This window comes from Gilvimarinus chinensis DSM 19667 (genome assembly GCF_000377745.1).
Lineage (GTDB): Bacteria > Pseudomonadota > Gammaproteobacteria > Pseudomonadales > Cellvibrionaceae > Gilvimarinus > Gilvimarinus chinensis.
The window spans coordinates 286,168-304,918 of record NZ_KB898706.1; the positions used below are offsets into that span (position 1 = coordinate 286,168).

The window sequence follows — 18,751 nt, forward strand, 5'->3', positions numbered from 1 at the left end:
AGATTATGCGAAAAACTCTAATTAAAACTGGCGTTTTGTGCGGTGCGGTACTGCTGAGCTTAAATGCTGCCGCTGAACAGAAGTTTGAAGGTTTAGCGGATACGCCACCCATGGGGTGGAACAGCTGGAATACCTTTGACTGCGACGTGGATGAAACCATGATTCGCGAAATGGCCGATGCCATGGTGGAAACTGGCATGCGCGATGCCGGTTACGAATACATCAATATTGATGACTGCTGGCACGGCGAGCGGGACGAAGAGGGCAATATTCAGGTCAGTGAAGAGCACTTTCCGTCGGGCATGAAAGCGCTGGCAGATTATGTGCACAGCAAAGGCTTAAAATTGGGTATTTATTCTGATGCGGGTTACACCACCTGTGCTGGCCGTCCGGGTTCACGCGGTTACGAGTATCAAGATGCCCGCACCTACGCCGAGTGGGGTATCGATTACTTAAAATACGACTGGTGCGACACTGAGAACATCAACCCTGTTGGTGCCTACACCACCATGCGCGATGCGCTGCATAAAGCAGGGCGACCCATTTATTACAGCATTTGCGAGTGGGGAGATAATCAGCCCTGGGAGTGGGCGCAGGATATTGGCCACAGCTGGCGCGCTACCGGTGATATTTACCCTTGCTGGGATTGCGCGTACAACTGGGGCAGTTGGAGCAGTTTAGGTGTTTTAAAGATTCTGGATATCCGCAAAGATTTGCGTTTGCGTCAGTACGCAGGCCCTGGTCATTGGAACGATTACGACATGATGGAAGTGGGTAACGGTATGACCGAAGCGGAAGACCGTTCGCACTTTTCACTGTGGGCTATGCTTAACTCGCCATTGATTACCGGTAATGACTTGCGCAGCATGTCGGACACCACCCGTAAAATTCTCACGAATAAGGAGATTATCGCGCTGAACCAGGACCCTCGCGGCGTTGAGGCCATGCGCTATATCGATGCGGGCGATTTAAACGTGTTCCTCAAGCCGTTGGCGAACGACGAGCTGGCGCTGCTGTTTTTAAACCGTGGCGACGATGTACTTAAGTACACCCACGATTGGCAGTTTAATATTGTAAAAGACGATCAGGTTGGGCTGGAAATTAACTTCAACCATAAACGCTTTACCTGGAAAGATTTGTGGAAGGGCGGTAAGGGCAATACCGATAAGCCACTGAAGTTGGAAATTCCTCCACACGATGTGGTGGTGTTGCGTTTAACGCCTGCTCAGTAAACTTAAGTAGCAGCATTAAAAAAGGCGGCAAATTTGCCGCCTTTTTTATAACTCAGTATCAGCGTTTGTTCAGTAGCGCTTAACCTTCCATATTGAAATCGTAGCTCATGGACTCTGTTGGCTCTTGCAGATAATGCCCCTGAATATAATGCACCCCGGCTTGCCAGAGTGTAGACAAAACGCCAGCGTTCTCTACATAAGGCACAATGGTGATTTTTTCATTTTCGTGCAGCTCTTGAAGAAGTTGTGTAAGTGATTCGGGGCTTTCACTCTTATTTTGAATGTCCTGAGTAAACGAGCCGTCCACTTTAATAAACTTAGCGTTGACATGCTTGAGGGCGTTGAACGGGTTTAGGCCACAGCCAAAGTTACTGATGGCCAGAGACGTCCCCAGTTTCATTAAGCCATTATTTAACGCTTTGGCGGCGTTCAAGTGGTTGGTGACGCTCACCTCTTGAGCCTGAAATACCACCGAATCTGGAGGCAGTTTAGCGGCTTTAAACGCTACCGCGAGCCAGGGTAGTAAGCTGCTATCGCACAGAGAGTCACGGTTTAAGTTAACGATAAGCTTGGTATTGCTTCCGCGAGAGCGATGCTCTGACAGCATTTTAATCGATTCTAAAATTACCCACCGGTCTACTTTCGTTCCAAGTCCAGCCTCGGAGGCGGACTCTAAAAAGCGGTTAGGGGAAACTTCTTCGCCATCTTGGTTGGTTAGGCGTAACAGAACCTCGTAATATTCCTCGTCGGAGCCACGCAAACTGATAATTGGCTGGAACATCAGGCGGAACAGGTCGTTGTTCAGTGCGTGATGGATATCCGCAAGAAGGTTTTTTTCTTCTTTTTCTTCGGCGCTGATGGGAGGCTCGTAAAGTAAAGCAGAGGTTTCTTCACTGTCACGCGCCTTTTCTGCAGCGTCGATAGCTTGCTCGATCACCGTTTCAGCATTAACGGTGTTTTCGTTTATTAGCGATACCCCGATGCTGGCGTTCAGTTGCAGTGTTTTACGATTCACCTCTACGATATGATCGGCCACTAGTTGACAAATTTTCTCGGCGCGGGCAACGGCATCCTTAGCGGTGGTTTGACCACTCAATAACGTAAAACTGGAATCGCCAAAACGAGCCAGTGTTTCGCCCTCCTGAAGCTGTGAGGAGAATAATTTAGCTAAATCTTCCAAGGCTAAGTCCGCCCCGGAAACGCCGAGTTTGCTTTGCACATTCTCGGCAAAATCATTGATGTCGATGTACAGCAGGGCACGACTTTGCCCATCGTGAATAGCATCTATTGCCTTGTCGGCATGGCTGATCATAAAGCTGCGGTTGTACAGCCCGGTGACGACATCGCGTGACTTTACTGCCTCAAGTTCTTGCGTAGATGGCCCTTCAGTGCGAGTGGCGCGGGCTAAGAATTGTATGCAGGGCTCTTCATCATAGGTGGCGTGGGCTACCTCTAGCGCAATGTCGGTGCTGCTGCCGTCTTGACGTAAGCCTTTGAAGTTAAGCTGGGTGGATTCTGCGTCTACCCCTTTGAGAGTAAAGTTCTTTAAAAACTCTTTCAGCCGGGTTTGATCCGAATCAACCACCATGTCCATAATCGGCATACAGTCAATGTCGTCTTTATCTTCGTAACCAAATAACTCAGCAAAGGATTCATTGGCGTATAAGTAAAGCCCGTCTTGTACGTAGGCAATCGCATCTCTTGAACTGTCCAGCAGGGATTGAGCCCGGCGCTCAGATTCGCGGAAACGTCGCTCTGCAATACGTTTATCCTGGCGCTGATGGCGATTGTTCATTTCTCGTTGGATGGCGAGTAAAAGGTGTTGATCCTCATCCAGGCGGATAACATCACACGCCCCTATTTTCATGCCTTCCACCACTGGCAGGCTACCCTCTTCATCCGTTTGCAAAATCAGTGGGACGTCTTTATTGAGACGGCGAATGATTTGTATGGCTTGGGTCGGCGTTAATGATTGGGTCTTGTCGTGGCCGATGGCTAAATCCCAAACTTGATCTTCCAGTAATTTAACGAGCGCCTCAGAAGTGGATACATGTTGTGCACGGTTTGGGTGCCCGGCATTGTGTAGCATGCTGATGAGTCGCTCAGCTTCTGCTTGAGAGTCGTTAAGGATTAACAGGCGAATGGTGTCGTTGGGAGTCATAGAGGATTAGTCTGCTCTTAGTTCTCATTGGTTGCGAAGCCGGCTGAGCTATCCAGGAACCATGTCCGTTGATCCTTTGGGCTAAACCAATTATCGATATACAGTTGCCGTACTTAGTCCATGTGTAGTTCGAGACTAACTATATTACCCGAATCAGGGCCTGCGACAACCGCCGAATAACGAATAAAGAATTAAGCGACACCTTAAGGTGGGATAATGCGACGATGTCGTGTTTTACTGCCGCCAGACCGCAGAAAAATCATTCGATGACGGGGTTGAGGATGAATTGCCCTCGGTATCAGAGCTCGTGCTGGTCAGCACTTTATAGGCAAACTGACTGATAGCACCCGTGGTAAACAGTCTGCGCGTCAATTGCAAGGTTGACAGCTTTCCATTTTGGTAAAGTTTAATTTTTTGCTGCTCATGAAAGCTCACCGCGTTGGTCAGTAAACTGGCGGGGCGGTTTGCCAGTCTTTGAGCGGGCAGCGCCAGCACCCGCAGGTATTCTGCGTCGTCTCCTGTTTTTTGTATTACCGCTGCCGCCGCTGGCTGTGCCTGCGGTGCGAGCAGTTGAATACCAAGTTGGCTGGAGCCACGGGCTTGCTGCACCCAGCGCACCGCCGCGATGGCCCATTTAAAGCGACCGGGTTCTCGGATGCCAAGAATTTCTCCGGCCCGCAGCTGGAGTGGAATCTCGGTGTGCCACTCAAGGCAATAACCACCCGCGCTTACATCAACAATGTCGACAGAGTAAATCGGGTGTTCGCCCCGATAGCGTAAGCGTGAGCTTTGGCGAATTTTTTCATCTACATTTGTTGTTGCTGCACCCGTGTTGTTGAGTGCGGGGCGGGCTACATCAAACGCTTCGCCCCAAGGATCTCCTGCATCTGAGCTTATTCGGTCTTTGAGTTTTAAGCTGCGCTTTTTGAACACCGCCTCGTTGCTGTCTTCCAATCCCATTTCGGATGGCTGGCGAACAAACATACTGAAGGGGGTTTCCTCGGCTACGTAGTAGTGCAAATTGCTTAGGCCGACGGTCACGTCTAAAGAGCCTTCACCGGCGTGCCGGTCAAAGGTTCGCTGCGCGGTATGCTGCCAGGCGTTCAGAATGTGATTAGCCAGCGCCGAATTGAGGCTGAGGGGGCGTAGTTTATCGGCAGAGTTCGTGATAGCCGATAACTCATCACACAAATGGGATGTGTTTATTTGCCGAATGGCGTCGCTATCGTAAAGGCCGAGCCGGTTGCGGTATACGGGTGGGCCAGCACTGTCGAGCATAACGCTGTACAGGCCCTCTGCGGTCATGTTTCGTTCACTTTCTAAACGAGCTTTTGGGGCAAGCGTCTCAAGGGCGCGGTATACGTTGTATAAATCCACTTGACGCAACTGATTGGGGCGGCAAGAGGCGAGCAGACAGATACGTAAAAAAGCCGCTTCAACGGTGTTGATACCCCGGTGATGGGGCAGCGGGTCATCAACGGGCAATGTATGGAGTGACAGGGTCTCGGCTAATTGATACAGAGTGTTAATTTCTCGCCAGACTTGGGTCATGGCCGGAGCATAAAGCTGATAGCTGCGCAGCAGAAGGTGACCTAAGCTGGTGATTGCTCTGTGAATGGCCAGGGCGCGAAGCTCGTCGCTGGATTTACTGTTAAGTAAATCGCGCAGAGCACAAGAATAAGCGTTGCTTAAATGCTTTTGTAACGCCTGCGCAACCGTGGCTGCTTTGCGTGCAGGCTCGGGAAGAATAATGGGCTGGTTCAAAAACGTTTTTGACAGTCCGAGAATACTGCCGTGCACGGCTGGGCGCACGGTCTCAATCAATGCCAAATGATTTTCACCATCGGTTTTCAGGCGGGCAAGTTCAGGCACTGCAGAATAAAGTAAAGCGCTGACAAAGCTGATACGGGTGAGGGGCAAGGCATCCACCCAGGCGGCGACACTTTTAGGGGTAGGGCTTTTGCAGAAGCTCAGTTGCTTAAGCTCGGGCTCTGGAAGACGTAGCCGTGTCAGTAATTCCTGCGGTGTAGTGTTGCTCATTAAATGTTTGAACCTGTATTGCGATATAGTAAATATAGCGGATTTAGCCGCCGCTTGTCGCTTAATATTGCCTGTCAACGAGAGAATGCACGGGCGTTTTACACGGTTTACCGGCTATTTCCCGCACCAGTTTAGGCACTAAATAACCGGGTAAATGATGTTGTAACTTTTGATGCAGTAACAGCGCTTCAGACTCTGTAACGTCAAAGTGCCCCGCGCCGCGCACTTTATCCAGTAAGTGAAGGTAGTAAGGCAATGCGCCGTGTGCAAAAAGTGTTTCACTCAGTTCGGACAGTGCCCTCAGAGAATCGTTTATTCCCTTAAGCAAAACTGTTTGGTTAAGAACGGTAATGTCTGCGTGTTTAAGCTCGGCAATAGCGTGTTTAACCTCGTGGTTTAATTCACGGGCGTGATTGGCGTGAATGACCAGCGTGGTTTGCAGGTGTGGCCGGGTCAGAGCTTTAATGCAGTCCTCGGTAATACGTGATGGAATGACGATGGGCAGGCGCGAGTGTACTCGCAAGCGACGCACATGAGAAATTTCACTGACTTGATCTGTTAGCCAGTTAAGGGTTGAGTCTGGTGCGCCAAGTGGGTCGCCACCGCTGTAAATAACCTCGGTAATGGTCTCGTCTTTCTTTATATAGTCGAACACCTGCTGCCAGTGGTCGCGGCTGGGGCGGTTTTCGCTGTAGGGAAAGTGACGGCGAAAACAGTAGCGGCAGTTGATGGCGCAGTTACCGGTCACCACCAGTAAAACGCGGCCGTGGTATTTGTGGATAAGCCCCGGCAATTGATTGCTGTCGGCTTCGCCCAGCGGGTCGTGGGTGTAGCCGGGTTCAGCGATAAGCTCGTCGCCCAAGGGTAGCACCTGGCGCAGAAGTGGGTCGTTGATATTGCCGCGCTCCATGCGCGCCACATAGCTGTGCGGCACCCGCAGGGCAAAATCCTGACTGGCCAAACGGGCCGCCGGGAGCAGGTCAGGGGCCAGCCCCAGTTCAGCAAACAGCGCTTCGGGGGTCCGAATCAGGTTTTTCAGCGCCTCTTGCCAGGTTTCGGTCTGCCATGTGGCGGCGGTTCGATGTATCATTGGCGCCTTTCAAATTCAGTTAACGTCTAGAGAGGGGTTATGGCCACCTATTCTATCAATGATTTCCGCACCGGGTTGAAAGTAATGCTGGACGGTGATCCCTGTAACATCGTAGAGAACGAGCTGGTTAAACCCGGTAAAGGCCAGGCCTTTAACCGCGTTAAGCTGCGCAACCTGACCACTGGTCGCGTATGGGAACGTACTTTCCGCAGCAACGAATCACTGGAAGGCGCGGATGTGGTCGATCGGGATATGGAGTACCTGTACACCGATGGCGAATTCTGGCACTTTATGGACCCAGACACCTTTGACCAGTTTGCCGCCGATCAAAAAGCCGTTGCCGATGCTGCCAAGTGGCTGCGTGAGCAAGACAAGTGTGTGGTTACCCTGTTTAACAACGCACCTTTGGTGATTACCCCGCCCAACCACGTTGAGCTGGAAGTGGTGCAAACGGACCCGGGCCTGAAAGGCGACACCGCACAGGGCGGCACCAAGCCTGCTACCTTGAGCACCGGCGCCGTGGTTAAAGTGCCTTTGTTTATGAACGAAGGCGACGTGGTGCGTGTGGATACCCGCACCGGTGAATACCTGGGCCGTGCCAACAGCTAAGCGCTGTGTCTAACTCCGAGTATTTACCCTCTTGTTCGCCCGCGCTTATCGAAGCGCGGGCGAATTTGTATCGAAACATCCGCGATTTTTTTTACGCCCGCCATGTGCTTGAAGTGGATATGCCACTGTTGGCCTCGCACTTTGTCACCGACCCTTTTATTCAGCCTATCGTTGCCGACGACACCGGCTGTACCCGCTACCTGCAAAGCTCCCCCGAATACGCCATGAAGCGTTTGCTGGCGGCCCAGCCGCGCTGCATTTACTCGCTGGGGAAAGTCTTTCGCGCCGCTGAAACCAGCCGCCGTCACAACCCAGAGTTCACTATGCTGGAGTGGTATCGCTTAGGGCTGGATGATCATCAGCTAATGGCCGAGGTTGCCGAGCTGGTGCAGAGCGTGCTGCCCGATGTGGCTGTGCATTACCTGAGTTACCACCAATGGTTTGCGAGCAACCTGGGGATAAACCCACACACCTGCGAATTGGCCGAGCTGCGTCGTGTGGGTAAAACGCTGATTGAAATAGACGATACCGGCTTAACGTGCGATGACTGGCTGGATTTGCTGGTTACTCACAGGTTAGAGCCGCAAATGCCCGCAGGGCTTACCTTTATTTACGATTATCCTGCCAGCCAGGCCGCCTTGGCGAAAATATTGCCTGATAAAACCGGTACGCTGGTGGCACGCCGCTTCGAGGCCTTTTTAAATGGCATGGAGTTGGCCAACGGCTACTGGGAATTAACCGACCCCCAAGAGCAGCGCCGTCGGTTCGCCGCCGATCAGAAGCGGCGCCGCGATCTGGGTTTGCCTGACATAGCGGCTGACCCCAAGCTGCTGGCGGCCTTGGAGGCGGGCCTGCCCGACTGCGCCGGTGTCGCCTTGGGGGTGGATCGCTTACTGATGCAGCTAACCGGCACCCGCGATATTGCCCACACCCTGGCTTTTGCCGCCGACAGGGTGTGAATAACGCTGACCGAATACACTTGTGGGTAATTGGAGCGGGCAGTGGAAAACCTTTGCTGGCGCTTTAAAATTGTCCACACTTGATGCATCTGTGAGCAATAAAGGCCCGTATAACTGTCTGTTTTTGTGTGCTTTTTGCCCTGGTTGTGAATCACACAGTTTTGCTCCGGCCAGGCGTGGCCTGGCCCCGGGGCGGTTACGCAAAGCCCGTGCACAAAGTTATCCACAGTGAATGTGGATAATGAAAATGGCTGCGGTTTTGGGCCTGACGGGAATTTTCAAAATCCCTTAAAATGTCTTTTTTTGGCAACGGAGAAAAGTTGATGCAACAGTTACCCGAAACCCTGCGGGAAAACGTCCGCTTATTAGGGGAGTTACTGGGCGAGACCATTCGCGACCACGAGGGCGAAGAGCGTTTCAGCAGGATCGAACAGATCCGCCAGTTGGGCAAAAGTATCAATCAGAGCGAAGAGGATGACCCCTCGGCCCTGGTGGATATGCTGGGCGAACTTAACGATGAGGATATTCTGCCCATCGTGCGCGCCTTTAATCAGTTTCTTAATTTGGCCAATATGGCCGACCAAGAGTACGGCGCCAGCGCCGAGGCCGAGCCTGAAGATGGGCTAAAGGCCATGTTGCTCAACTTTAAAGACACCTACGGGCAGGACAGACTGGCCGAAGAGATTCGCAACCTGCGCATCGAACTGGTGTTGACCGCCCACCCCACCGAGGTGACCCGCCGCACCTTAATCCGCAAGTACGACCAAATCGTTAATACCCTGTCGGATCAGCAGCGCGGCAATTTGCTCAGCTTTGAAAAAGACAAGGTTATCGGTCGCCTACACCGTCTGGTGGAAGAAATGTGGTCCACCGACGAGATCCGCAGCGAACGACCCACCGCCGTGGACGAAGCCAAATGGGGCTTTGCGGTGATTGAAAACAGCCTGTGGCAGGCCGTGCCGGACTTTATCCGCCACTTGGACCGCCTGAGCAGCCGCCACCTGGATTTAAAGCTGCCGCTGGATTTGCACCCCTTCCACTTTTTCTCGTGGATGGGCGGCGACCGCGACGGTAACCCCAATGTCACCCACGCCGTCACCCGCGAGGTTCTATTGCTGGGCCGCTGGATGGCCGCCGAGCTGTACCTGCGCGATGTGGAAGGACTCTACGGCGACCTGAGCATGTACGAGGCAAGCGCCGAGCTGCGCGAACAAGTGGGCGACTCTGACACCCCTTATCGCGATTATCTGGCCGGTTTCCGCAAGCGCATTCAGGCTACCCTGGACTGGGCCGAAGCCACCCTTAAGGGCGAAGAGCCCGCCAAACCCGCCGGTTTGATCGAAAGCCGCGACGACTTGCTCGAGCCGTTAATGCTTTGCTACCGCTCGCTTAACGACGTAGGTCTGCCGCACATTGCCAATGGCCCGCTGCTGGATACCATCCGCCGGGTGCACAGCTTTGGCGTTAACCTGGTGCCTCTGGATGTGCGCCAGGACGGCGAGCGCCATGTCGCCGTGATGGACGAGCTGACCCAGTATCTGGAAATGGGCAGCTACCTGGAGTGGGACGAAGCCACCCGCCAGGAATTTTTGCTTAAACACCTGCAGGAAAAACGCCCGCTGCTGCCCGCCGACTGGCCCGTGAGCGACGAAGGCGCCGAGGTACTGAAAACCTGCCGTGTGATCGCCAGCGAGCCGCCGGAAACTCTATCCACCTATATTATCTCCATGGCGCAGCAGCCCTCAGATGTATTAGTCGTAGCGCTGCTGTTAAAAGAGTGCGGCATGAGCTGGAACATGCCCATCGTACCGCTGTTTGAAACCCTGGACGATCTGGATCGCTCCGCCGAGGTTATGGACCTGCTGTGGCAACTGCCTTGGTACCGCGAGTACACCAGCACCAAGCAAACCGTGATGATCGGCTACTCCGACTCGGCCAAAGACGCGGGAAAATTCGCCGCTACCTGGGCCCAGTACAAATCCCAAGAGCGCCTGGTTCAACTGGCCGATAAGCACGGTATCGATTTAATTCTGTTCCACGGTCGCGGCGGCACTGTGGGGCGCGGTGGCGGCCCGGTAGAAAAAGCCATGGCTTCGCAGCCGCCGGGTTCGGTAAAAGGTAAAATTCGCGTAACCGAACAGGGCGAGATGATTCGCTACAAGTTCGGCTTGCCCAAAGTCGCCTTTAGCAGCTTCTCGACTTACACCGTGGCCACCCTGCGCGCGACTCTCGAACCCCACGCCGCGCCGCAAGCCGAATGGCGCGACTTAATCGAGCGCATGGCGCAAGCCAGCCTTGAAGGCTACCGCCGCGTTGTTCAGGGGCACCCACAGTTTGTGCCTTACTTTCGCTCACTCACCCCCGAGCAAGAGCTGGGCCTGCTGGCACTGGGTTCGCGCCCGGCCAAGCGTAAAGCCACCGGCGGGGTTGAAAGCCTGCGCGCCATTCCATGGGTATTCGCCTGGATGCAAGTGCGCTTAAACCTGCCCGCCTGGTTGGGTACCCGCCAAGCCTTGGAATACGCGCTGGAAAACTCCCCCGGCACCTTGAACGACATGGTAGAAAACTGGCCATTCTTCTCAGCGTTTTTAGACCTGCTGGAAATGGTCATCGGCAAGGCGGACACGCCCATCGCCGCTTACTACGAAAAGCAATTGGTGCCCCAAGAACTGCACCCACTGGGTCAGGAACTGCGCGCCGATCTGTCTGCGCTTGAGGTGCTGATTAACCGCATTAAAAAGCAAGACGAATTGTTCGAGTCCGATCCGGTGCTGCGCCAGACCTTAAGCGTGCGCAAACCCTATATCGATCCGCTCAACCTGCTGCAGGCGGAATTGCTTAAACGCTATCGCAGCGGCAAACCCTTTAGCGACGAGCTTGAGCGCGCGCTTAAAGTGACCATGGCCGGTATTTCTGCGGGGATGCGGAATACGGGGTAGTGGTTGGTTGACGGTTCACGGGGTATGGTGAACGGTTGATGAAATGAGGGGAGGTGGCCTTTTGGTTGCCTCCCCTTTTTTGTTTGAGGGGGGCTAACGTCTTATGCGAAGGCTATTCGTGCATTGTGTTTAACAAGCGACACCTCTGATTCAGGCTTTTACTGCGCGGCGTTTTGCAGGCCCAGGTGCTTTACGAAGGGTTGAAAATCTTTGTCTGAGAACAGCAGGGGAAGATTATGCTCAATACAATATGAGGCAATAATAACGTCAGCGGTCTTTCGTATGGTAATACCTTTCTTTCGTAACTTGCGAAAATTATCAGCGTTTTTGATGGCCATATTTTTTCCTAAAAGCTCGTATATAGTAAGCTCTTCCAGCAGGCTTTTGGCTAGCTTGTAGTCCTTTTCATGGCGAAACCCCTGCAGCACTTCGGTGAGTATTAAGTCGCCTATCGCCACGGCGCGGTTGCCTAAAATACTGTCTAAAAGATCGGCCTCGGCGCTGTCGTTTCCGCTAAAAAAGTCGATCCAAACGCTGGAGTCCACGAGAATCAAGAGGCGCTCCGCATATCGTCCAGGTCACCGGACCATTCCAGCTTGCCCCTGTAGCGTTTAATCCCTTCTTGTTTTTTCAGCTGAATCAAAGCCTTGAGTCCTTGTTCTACAGCCTCTTTCTTGGTTTTAAGACCGGTTGCCTTAAGTGCTTCGCTCATCAGCTTATCGTCAATTTCGATATTGGTGCGCATTGTTTTTACCTCACCTGATGTGTATGTTTTCAGGATATATACACATCGTGGTTTGGTCAACTTGAGGGGGCTAAGCGGTCTGAGGTCGGACGTCTGAGGTCTGAAGCGAATGGCACATACTTAAGCCTCGTCATCCCCGCGAAAGCGGGGATCTAATGGCTTTAAGTGCTGGGGTCTTTGTGTTCCTGACTTCACGCACTATGTCTAGAACATATTGCTAAAATTGCTATTTTCCTTTCAATATGCCCGTGTCGCCGGGCGTTGCGAGTTACTTTTTTCGGCAAAAAGTAACCAAAAACCTCGCCCAACAGCTGGCCCCTTCGGGGTGCCCTCCCTCCAGCCAATTTTAGCGGTCGGTCTAAACCGCACATCCATGTGCGCTTAGACCTTTCGCGCTCATCCAGAGCGCTCAACCCCTAAAATCGGCCTCCGCTCGGCTCAGTTGTAAACGGGCGAGAAACCCAACTGGTTCCACGTTTTCAACTTTGTGGCGGCCGTGTATTTCAAGTCACCTTCGCGTTTTAAGGCTTATATCGAATTAAAGATATAAGGGGCTTCAGAGGTGAGGAGGCGGTTTGCTATAAACTATCGTTTGCTTTGCGGTTTTCAAGTTTTAGAAAAAACTTTATAGTCAGGCACTTAACCAGTTTGGAAGGTTAGATAACAAGACCGCTCTTCGCGCGTTAACGCGCACGCACACTTTGTTCGCCCTTCCTGAAGCCCGTAATTGGCTTAAATGACTGATAATTCAAAGGCTTGAGCCTCTTTGTTGGAGTTTTTCAGCGAAGGATGTTGCGCATGCCCGACATACAAATGTTAAATGGCGATGATTGTTGAAGCTCTGAAAAAAATCCATCTACGGCATCGGCTACAGGAGGGCGATGTGTCTGCACATACCAAGTCCGCACAGGTCATCACAAAGGAATGGCAAGCAGCGGTCTGCGGTGATGACGTGTTGGGTGAGGTGAGGGTTTCAAGGGCAAATAATGAGCGAATCGATGTCGTCGATTTGCAGAATAATACAGCATATGAACTCAAGGTTTCTGGAAAAAATACGCACCACGAGTTCTACAAAGACCTGATAAAGGTGCTTACCTACAACGAGTACCAAGTTGCAGGACAAAGGCTGACAAAGCTCGTGTTTATTAGTGAGGAAACCGGCATCCGTTCGTTGATTGGACGCTTAGATGAGATGTTCCTCAAAATGCTTGAATCAAAGCATAGGTTAAGCATCGAGCTTGTAGCCATTTAACAAGTGAATCAAGCGGACCGCTTTGCGCTGGCGCTCCAAACGGCCGATTATTCAAGGCGTTACACATCACAAGGAATCACGATTGAGCGATAACTGGACAGAAGAAGAGCTAAAAGCTGCAGTGGAAGCATATGTTCAGATGCGTTCAGATGAAGCAAACGAGGTTCCATTTATTAAAAGGCACATCTACGCTGAACTTGCCGACCGGTTTGGTCGTACTGAAAAATCTTTCGAATATCGAATGCAGAATATTTCCTACCTCTACTCCCTCATGGGGCGTAAGTGGGTTCCGGGTCTATAACCTGCGAAAAATATAGGCTCAAATAACGCAGAAGTAATAGAAAGGTTAATATCGGAAGTGGAAGGACAAAGTCTACCCAAGGTCGCTGATTTTGAAACTCAAGTTATTTTCTATAAAGCTAAGGGTAGTCTTTCAAAGCCAACTGGTATTAAAGAGCCTGAAAAAACATATTCGCAAGTAACTAATTTCAGCAGAGATCCAAAGGTTAAAGCATGGGTTCTTAAAAAGGCGTCAGGCAAGTGTGAGAGTTGTAATTTTGTTGCGCCTTTTACAACAGCAGAAGGTGAGCCCTTTCTAGAGGTTCATCATCTTCCCCGCTTAGCTGACGGCGGCTCAGACACTATTACAAACGCAGTGGCCTTGTGCCCAAACTGCCACAGAAAGATGCATTATGGAATTAATAAAGCATCTTTAGTAGATTCAATGTACAAAAAGATATCGAGACTAGTGCACGAGTAAAAAGTGTAACAAGGCGGTCAAGCCTGACGGCTATTCCGCCGCTTGTTTATGAAGTCAATAAGGGGGCAAGTGGTAGTAGAGTCGGGCTCTGTAGTGGCTATAACCGATGGCGCTGGTGCGGTGTCGCAACGTATGAGCTACGCCCCCTGGAGCAAGCGTCGCGAGCCTGATTGGCGAAACGGCGATCAATCCGGTGTTTACTATACAACCGATGTAGGCTTTACCGGCCATGTTATGTTGGACGATCACGGTCTTGTGCATATGCAGGGCCCCAACTATTGGTCGTTTCCTCAGTGCGGATCTGGTGGTGATTGATCCATACGATTCGCAGAGTTATAACCGGTATTCTTATGTTCGGAATAGTCCGTTGTCTAGAACCGATCCTACAGGGTATTTGGAGGCCGGTGATCCTGCGGGCCCTATGGAATACACAGACTCTGAACAACCAGTTGCGAATGCCGGATATTTCTTTTCGTTCGGTACGGCTTTTAATATGTTACACACATGGCAGGCCTCGGGCAGCGGGTGGATGTATTTTGGCAATAGGGCCATTAATATGAATACTCTTAGTGGCCAGCTTTATGCTGCAATGCAGGTGTCGATGGCGCAGGTTGCTCAGCACGGGAGTGCTAGTGGTAGCAGCTCTCCGTCTGCGAGTGCAAACGTACAGGCTGTTACTTTTGGATCTGGGGCGGCCTCGGCTGCAAGAAAGGACGTTGGGTTGGCTATGAGCGGAGGGGGGCAGAAACGATACAACCGAAAAACAGTGGTTTTAACAAGATCGGAACAAACTATTAAACGCGTTCAGACGTTCGATGCTAGTGGAGGATATGGAAATGGTGATCTCGGACTTTCTTTAGTAAATGGGGGGGAGGTTTTAACTTTGGGTGACGTGCCAAGTTGCTGTAAGTTGACGGGAGTCAATAGGTATTGGACCGCAAAAACGGGATTGAAAATTGTTCCAGGTAATATACTGTTGAGAACCGAAGGTAAAATTTATTCCGTTGTCGAAAATAGTTTCGAGCCAAGTTTTGAAGCATGTTACACCTGTGAAGCTACGAATGTTCGAGAGGTGGTTCCGATCGCAGAGAGAATTTATCAATGGAAGTTCAATAGCGGATCGCCTCTTGGGGATATTATTGACATTGCAAACCCATAATTTGTAGAGGATAGATTTCGGATAATATGAAATATATAGCGATTACATTAGCAGGTCTCCTTCTTTCGTGTTCAAAAAGTCAAGACTATGAAAATTTGGCGGAAACTTACTTTGAGAGTTTTATAAGTCGTGATTGGAAAGCCATATATTCATGTAAAACTCCGGAATTCAAACAAACAGTACCTTACAAGGTTTTTGTAAAAAGTATGGAAGATTCCTTTAGCGAATTCGGTGTTGGTGAAGTTCAATTTTACAAAGTTGAGAGGGAGGGAGATTTCATTCGTGTACCGTTTGAATTTACTATTCTTGATTCAAGAAGCGGTGTTCCAATATTAACAATGAATGACGCGCAGACATGGCTAAATGTGTCTGAAAATACGTTGTTTTGTTTGGATCTAGGTATGTCCTCCTTTTTTCCGCTTAATTTTGATGTCGCTCAGTTCCAGCGGGTGGAAGTCAAATAAATCAAATTACTAATAACTAGGGCAGGTACTAATAACTAGAAACCAATAAATAGGACAGGCAGAAAATATATAGGACACCCACAGTTTAGAGATTACTGGCGGTCAGCGATATTGTGGGTGGGAATATATTAGGACACCCACTATTTACTATTTAGAGTAGCATTAAATAGGACACCCACAGTTTAGAGATTGCTGCCGGTCAGTGACGTTGTGGGTAGTGTGGTTTGTGTTCCAACGTTTGAGTTTATAAATCACTCTGTTTTCAGAGTTGTTGACGAAAAACGGCCGTGCGAAAGTCTACCAGTTGGCATGTGGATTTTGCTTTTTTAGAAAGATTACGTCGGTAGGCTTGGTACAGGTACAGGTACAGGTACAGGTACAGGTACAGGTACAGGGTAGAGCTTCCGGCAGTTGCTGATGCCGTGTAACCAGCGTTGGTTGAGTCGATTGCATAAGTCTGTGATTTTGGCGATGGGGCCAATTGCCAAGCCGAACCGGTCTTTAATACGACAACAGCTGTCCAGCCAGTCTTTAGTGGGAAGGTTGAGCCTTTGCTGTATGCCGGGCAGTTGGTTGTTGATGGAGCCACGTTTATCGTCGCGAATAGCGCGCCCTGTCCAGTCGATGAGTTCAATATAGTCACTGATATGGAAGGGGATATGATCGAGGCGGTTCTGATCGGTTTCACCTCCTGCAAAAGGCATTAGAGCTGCTTGGCTCAACTTTTCGTATTCGTCCTGTGTTTTCTTAGTCTGCCGTTTGGTTTGAGTTTGATGTTTGGGGGTAATGCCTAGTCTTTCCTGGATACTGGTGTAAATCAATAACTCTGGCGTATCGGCCATAGCTGCCCTGACGGGGTTCAGGTCTACGTAGGCCATACAGACTAAGAGGGCGCGTTCGTCCAGCAGCGCCTGGCCCTTAAGGCGTCCCTCAAAGAATCGCCCTGTGCAGTTGTCTTCCTTATTGGCCCTACGGGCAATGGACTCATTCAAACAGCGCATAAACCAACTGATGTCGGCGAGCCTTAGTTGCCATTTCTCAATGAGGGAATAAGGGGGCAAATCTTGGTGCGCCGAGCGAAGCTCAGGCGCAGGGGAAGTTGAGCGATAGGGGCATTATTTGACGGAAACTGTGCGTTGGTTTCCCGTGGGTGCAAGTCCCACTCGGGCAAGGTTGGTCGCCACCCGGAAGCGAGTCTTGGGCTGTCATCGGTGACGGTGATGGCTAAGCGTAGACAGCGAGCCAGCAGGCCACGGTGATAGAGCACCGAAATGACCCTCTATGTGGGTGCCGACGTTTTCAAGATAACGGAAGGTTACAGCAGGCTTCTCGAGCTGACTGGAGAAGCCGCCCCACCGGTGTCTGAGAGCCTGGCATGCTGGCAAGGAAACCCTGGAAACTCGGGAGGTCTGTCCGTTCCTTGGTGGAAGCCGCTTGCGGGCAAGCGGACAACAAATGAGTCCAGGCGCTGTGGCGGGAGGCGCGTTAGAGCGAGCGAAGACAGTATCGGCCAAGGTATTGCCGCGGAACGATAATAAGGACTTCGGCGAGAAGACGAGACAGAACTCGGAGCTTTCCATAGTACCGATGAAGCGGGCGAACCGACATCCGCCGGGAGCCAGTGGAGGGAAGGGAAAGTCAATTCATCACATCCTCAGTAGGGCAACATGGCAGAAGCATAGAGTTCGGTAGACATGTCCACCTCACTGCTGAGGTTAGCGAAGCTGGGGAGAGATTTCTCGCAGCGGTGTTTTACCAACATCAACCAGTACCTGACGGAAGACCTGTTACGCGCAGCGTTTTATCAAACGCGCAAGGATGACGCAGTGGGAGTCAATGGGCAAACGGCAGCGGACTATGCGACAGATTTAGAAGGCAATCTCGAGAGTCTTCTGGAACGGGCCAAGTCGGGCCGCTATGTGGCGCCCCCGGTCAAGCGAGGCTATGTGCCCAAAGGCGACGGCAAGCGACCGATCGGGATCCGACCTTTGAGGACAAAGTGCTGCAGCGGGCTATCGTCATGTTACTGGAGCGATTGTATGAACCCCTGTTTCACCCGCACTCGTTTGGCTATCGGCCCAATAGAAGTGCGCATCAGGCGCTGGAGTTACTGCGCGGGCAACTGGATCAGGGCGGGGGCCATATCGTCGAGTTGGATATTCAGGGGTTCTTCGACCATCTGGTTAACGCCACCTGCGGTCATTTCTCCAGCAGCGGATAGGTGACGGCGTGATTCTGCGCCTGATCAACAAGTGGTTAAAAGCCGGAGTGATGGAGGGAGGCGCTCTCCACTATCCGGAGCAAGGTAGCCCACAGGGTGGCGTGATCTCACCGTTACTGGCGAATGTGTACCTGCACCATGTGCTGACATTTGGCTGGGATCGCAAGTGAGCCCACGCTTAACGGGGCGTGTGAGCCTGATTCGGTTTGCGGATGATGCGGCGCTGATTCTGCGCAACCCTCAGGATGCCAGCAAGGTGATGGACGTGCTACCGAAGCGACTCGGTCGCTACGGACTGACCCTGCACCCGGAGAAAACCCGCGTGGTGGCGTTCAAACCCAAAGAGAAATGCAGTATCGATTTTCTCGGGTTTACCCATTACTGGAGCAAGACCCGCCAGGGCCAATGGTGTGTGCAGCGCAAGACGATGAAGTCGCGGTTTGCGCGAGCGGTGAAAGCCATTGGGACGTGGTGCCGGCACAATCGGCATCGGCCACTAGCTGAACAGTATTGGGGAATAGCGGGCGGGAATATACATATCTTTCTCCTTTGTGCGGTCAAGTGAGCTTTTCGTTACATGGAATACCAGAGCTGTAGTAGCCATCCGGAGGCGAACAGGCCGAGCCCGAAAACGCCGTGATTGATAAGGCTGTGCATTCGTGCAGAGTTTGGTTTTGGGGTTCGGGATGCGGCAATGCCCGCCCCCATGCCCGGCTGCATTAACAGTAAGGGGACTGCCACCGTTGCAATTCCGACGCCTAGTGCGGGGCCAATGGTGGGATGGTTAATCCAGGGCTCGCCGGTAATAGCCACCAGAAGCGCTGCGAACGCGATGCCTGTTACGTAGTGGGCCGTCCAGCCAATAACTTGTTCACCCCGAGCAGGGGCCGATGCCGAAATCGATGTATGGTGAAATTTCCCCTGGGGCATATAAGCCAGCCAGCGCCCGACCATTGCGTAGTTTGGGGGCGTCATGCCAAACACGGTTTTTCTGATCATGCTCCACAAATCCAACGTGATGGTTGCTCCGATTCCGATTAAACCTATAGCCAGTAGGTTGTTCATAAACTTTTCCTTTGCTTGTTTCGATTGTAAGCGGGTGTTAGCGTACAACCTCAAG

The 18,751-nt window shown here is 51.6% G+C and carries 20 protein-coding genes; 13 read left to right on the forward strand and 7 right to left on the reverse strand.

All coding sequences use genetic code 11. The features are described 5' to 3' along the window. The first annotated feature begins 5 nt into the window (after positions 1–5). Complete coding sequence (locus D568_RS0101325) at positions 6–1,232, forward strand: glycoside hydrolase family 27 protein (RefSeq protein ID WP_026286775.1); 1,227 nt, start codon at positions 6–8, stop codon at positions 1,230–1,232. Between the two features lie 79 nt (positions 1,233–1,311). On the opposite strand, the gene D568_RS0101330 is transcribed toward D568_RS0101325, so the two are convergent. The 3 genes from D568_RS0101330 to epmB all read right to left on the reverse strand — a co-directional run bounded on the left by D568_RS0101330 (position 1,312) and on the right by epmB (position 6,523). Further along, positions 1,312–3,393, reverse strand: a complete 2,082-nt coding sequence (locus D568_RS0101330) for an EAL domain-containing response regulator (RefSeq protein ID WP_020207755.1) — start codon at positions 3,391–3,393, stop codon at positions 1,312–1,314. 234 nt (positions 3,394–3,627) lie between these two features. Continuing rightward, positions 3,628–5,433 (reverse strand): hypothetical protein, encoded by a 1,806-nt coding sequence (locus tag D568_RS0101335; RefSeq protein WP_020207756.1) that lies wholly within the window; start codon positions 5,431–5,433, stop codon positions 3,628–3,630. 61 nt (positions 5,434–5,494) lie between these two features. Continuing rightward, the gene (gene epmB, locus D568_RS0101340; protein ID WP_020207757.1) at positions 5,495–6,523 is read right to left on the reverse strand and encodes an EF-P beta-lysylation protein EpmB; all 1,029 of its coding nucleotides are present in this window, start codon (positions 6,521–6,523) and stop codon (positions 5,495–5,497) included. Positions 6,524–6,562: 39 nt separating this feature from the next. On the opposite strand from epmB, the gene efp reads away from it, so the two are divergent. From efp to ppc, 3 genes are all read left to right on the forward strand, one after another. Beyond that, positions 6,563–7,132 carry an elongation factor P gene (gene efp, locus D568_RS0101345; RefSeq protein ID WP_020207758.1) on the forward strand — a complete coding sequence of 190 codons (570 nt, stop codon included), beginning with the start codon at positions 6,563–6,565 and terminating at the stop codon, positions 7,130–7,132. A gap of 5 nt (positions 7,133–7,137) precedes the next feature. Then, entirely contained in the window at positions 7,138–8,091 is a 954-nt protein-coding gene (epmA, locus tag D568_RS0101350; RefSeq protein WP_020207759.1) for an EF-P lysine aminoacylase EpmA, read from the forward strand. Between the two features lie 323 nt (positions 8,092–8,414). Further along, on the forward strand, positions 8,415–11,030 hold the full coding sequence (gene ppc / locus D568_RS0101355; RefSeq protein WP_020207760.1) for a phosphoenolpyruvate carboxylase: 2,616 nt from the start codon (positions 8,415–8,417) through the stop codon (positions 11,028–11,030). Between the two features lie 158 nt (positions 11,031–11,188). Here ppc and vapC read toward each other — a convergent pair whose 3' ends face one another. Together vapC and D568_RS0101365 are read right to left on the reverse strand one after the other, a co-directional pair. After that, the gene (vapC, locus tag D568_RS0101360) at positions 11,189–11,575 is read right to left on the reverse strand and encodes a type II toxin-antitoxin system VapC family toxin (RefSeq protein WP_245551599.1); all 387 of its coding nucleotides are present in this window, start codon (positions 11,573–11,575) and stop codon (positions 11,189–11,191) included. Between the two features lie 5 nt (positions 11,576–11,580). Further along, a complete protein-coding gene (locus D568_RS0101365; protein ID WP_020207762.1) occupies positions 11,581–11,775 on the reverse strand; it encodes a type II toxin-antitoxin system VapB family antitoxin in 195 nt (64 codons plus the stop codon). 883 nt (positions 11,776–12,658) lie between these two features. Between D568_RS0101365 and D568_RS0101370 the strand changes: the two genes are divergently transcribed. The 6 genes from D568_RS0101370 to D568_RS0101390 all read left to right on the forward strand — a co-directional run bounded on the left by D568_RS0101370 (position 12,659) and on the right by D568_RS0101390 (position 15,410). Beyond that, the gene (locus tag D568_RS0101370; protein WP_157497590.1) at positions 12,659–13,027 is read left to right on the forward strand and encodes a hypothetical protein; all 369 of its coding nucleotides are present in this window, start codon (positions 12,659–12,661) and stop codon (positions 13,025–13,027) included. A gap of 82 nt (positions 13,028–13,109) precedes the next feature. Next, positions 13,110–13,328 carry a hypothetical protein gene (locus D568_RS21875; protein ID WP_020207764.1) on the forward strand — a complete coding sequence of 73 codons (219 nt, stop codon included), beginning with the start codon at positions 13,110–13,112 and terminating at the stop codon, positions 13,326–13,328. Between the two features lie 57 nt (positions 13,329–13,385). Beyond that, positions 13,386–13,787, forward strand: coding sequence for an HNH endonuclease (locus D568_RS21880; protein ID WP_020207765.1), 402 nt, complete (start codon positions 13,386–13,388; stop codon positions 13,785–13,787). A gap of 48 nt (positions 13,788–13,835) precedes the next feature. Next, a complete protein-coding gene (locus tag D568_RS0101380) occupies positions 13,836–14,102 on the forward strand; it encodes a hypothetical protein (RefSeq protein ID WP_157497591.1) in 267 nt (88 codons plus the stop codon). 106 nt (positions 14,103–14,208) lie between these two features. Continuing rightward, positions 14,209–14,946: a hypothetical protein gene (locus D568_RS0101385; protein ID WP_020207766.1), complete on the forward strand. Its 738-nt coding sequence runs from the start codon at positions 14,209–14,211 to the stop codon at positions 14,944–14,946. A gap of 26 nt (positions 14,947–14,972) precedes the next feature. Then, the gene (locus tag D568_RS0101390; RefSeq protein ID WP_020207767.1) at positions 14,973–15,410 is read left to right on the forward strand and encodes a hypothetical protein; all 438 of its coding nucleotides are present in this window, start codon (positions 14,973–14,975) and stop codon (positions 15,408–15,410) included. 335 nt (positions 15,411–15,745) lie between these two features. Here the strand turns inward: D568_RS0101390 and D568_RS18845 are convergent, their stop codons facing one another. Further along, positions 15,746–16,471: a hypothetical protein gene (locus D568_RS18845; RefSeq protein ID WP_020207768.1), complete on the reverse strand. Its 726-nt coding sequence runs from the start codon at positions 16,469–16,471 to the stop codon at positions 15,746–15,748. Between the two features lie 959 nt (positions 16,472–17,430). On the opposite strand from D568_RS18845, the gene D568_RS21885 reads away from it, so the two are divergent. Genes D568_RS21885 through D568_RS20840 form a run of 3 tightly spaced genes read left to right on the forward strand, consistent with a single transcriptional unit; the run spans position 17,431 to position 18,196 of the window. Then, the gene (locus D568_RS21885) at positions 17,431–17,631 is read left to right on the forward strand and encodes a reverse transcriptase family protein (RefSeq protein WP_020207770.1); all 201 of its coding nucleotides are present in this window, start codon (positions 17,431–17,433) and stop codon (positions 17,629–17,631) included. A gap of 8 nt (positions 17,632–17,639) precedes the next feature. After that, positions 17,640–17,801, forward strand: coding sequence for a hypothetical protein (locus tag D568_RS21890; protein ID WP_020207771.1), 162 nt, complete (start codon positions 17,640–17,642; stop codon positions 17,799–17,801). A gap of 20 nt (positions 17,802–17,821) precedes the next feature. Then, complete coding sequence (locus D568_RS20840; protein ID WP_051083984.1) at positions 17,822–18,196, forward strand: reverse transcriptase domain-containing protein; 375 nt, start codon at positions 17,822–17,824, stop codon at positions 18,194–18,196. 8 nt (positions 18,197–18,204) lie between these two features. Here the strand turns inward: D568_RS20840 and D568_RS0101415 are convergent, their stop codons facing one another. After that, on the reverse strand, positions 18,205–18,696 hold the full coding sequence (locus D568_RS0101415) for a DUF2938 domain-containing protein (RefSeq protein ID WP_020207773.1): 492 nt from the start codon (positions 18,694–18,696) through the stop codon (positions 18,205–18,207). Between the last annotated feature and the right edge of the window lie 55 nt (positions 18,697–18,751).